This window comes from Schleiferilactobacillus harbinensis DSM 16991, assembly GCF_000425885.1.
Lineage (GTDB): Bacteria > Bacillota > Bacilli > Lactobacillales > Lactobacillaceae > Schleiferilactobacillus > Schleiferilactobacillus harbinensis.
Genome location: NZ_AUEH01000101.1, coordinates 1 through 1,280 on the forward strand (window position 1 = coordinate 1; position 1,280 = coordinate 1,280).

Annotated in this window: 2 protein-coding genes; both read right to left on the bottom strand. The window is 46.2% G+C overall.

Features of this window, described 5'->3' with window-relative positions:
* Positions 1-92: 92 nt before the first annotated feature.
* Entirely contained in the window at positions 93-419 is a 327-nt protein-coding gene (gene cas2, locus H627_RS0115390) for a CRISPR-associated endonuclease Cas2 (protein WP_027829628.1), read from the bottom strand.
* Complete coding sequence (gene cas1, locus H627_RS18790) at positions 406-1,188, bottom strand: type II CRISPR-associated endonuclease Cas1 (RefSeq protein ID WP_258457799.1); 783 nt, start codon at positions 1,186-1,188, stop codon at positions 406-408. Before cas1 ends, cas2 begins: the two co-directional genes overlap by 14 nt.
* Positions 1,189-1,280: the final 92 nt, after the last annotated feature.

The window sequence follows — 1,280 nt, forward strand, 5'->3', positions numbered from 1 at the left end:
CCGTGGCTATTGGATCCTTCCAGAATCGGCTAAAATGGGACAGGTCAGAGAAAAGAGGGCGCAACCTCGCGGTTTGCGTCCTCTTTTCGTGTCTATAAACTGGTCAGTGAATTGCCGGTGACATCTGATTCTTGTGGACTGACGTCTCCAACTAGCACCTTCATATGTGCAAATTGTTTTTCCGTCAAAACTAGAGAGCGGACTTGCCCCTTTTCTGGCAGGTAACCCTCAAGTCGTTTTTCATACTTGGCTGCCATGTCTAAGCCATTGACGATCCGGTAGTAGACTGAACACTGCATCATGACGAATCCCTCGCTAATTAGGTCATGACGGAACCGATTTGCTGCCTTTCGATCCTCGTTCGCGACAACCGGTAGGTCAAACATTACAATTACTCGCATGAACCTAGGAGAATCCATGGGGGGCTAATGGAATCACTTGAGGGAGAGTGACGCCAGAAATTTTTTCCTGGGTAAAGGCTGCACCAATACTTTCAATCGTTAAATGAATCGCATTGCGTACGGTCTGAAAGGAATCGTCAACTTTGACATCTGCACTTTGCAAATTGAGCAGTTGTTTCTTGATATCCGGAGTGAGCATGGGTTGGCCATCTAGATTCATTTGCAAAACTTGCAAATCAACGATTGGCCGAAATGATTCAATTAAATCGTCGGCCAAGTTGAATGGGTTCAATTGATTCTTGTGAAAAATACCCAGGGATGGCTCAAACCCGAAAGCACTTAATTCTCGAGCGACGCAACTCCGGATAATTGCGTAGCCGTAGTTTAATGCCGCGTTGACGGTGTCATCGTTACGTCGGACAAAGTGTTTGCCAAAAGCAATCCTAAAGTAGAATGCCGCCGCGTATCCTTCTTGATGGGTCCGATCGCCTTCGAGTACGTTTGCTGCATACTGTTTCATTTCGGGCATCCCAGGGAGATTTTGCCAATCCAGAACAGCGGCTTGATTTAAAATTTTTTGTTTAATGTTTTTCTGCCAAAGCCGGTTTTTGAATCGCTTTGTTACGCTGAGCTGTTGCTTAAGGGTGGCAAGCTTGTGGTAGTATCCTTGGAGTGGTAATAGTACCGAGCCGGGTAAATGTTGCGCATCAGAAACAATGACGGCAATATTATACTTCCCCAACTGAGAGAGCACAGTCATTGAGACCGTTGAACGAGAGTCATCAATTCCCGAATTGTCAAATTAAGTGCAACAGTGAAGACTCATCCATGTGAATTGGTTTAGGTAGTGGGCAGGGATTCCTCCAGGCCCAGGGGGGA

Excerpts from the sequence above, each read along its gene's own strand:
- cas2 (WP_027829628.1), bottom strand. The coding sequence starts at position 419 with ATGGATTCTCCTAGGTTCATGCGAGTAATTGTAATGTTTGACCTACCG.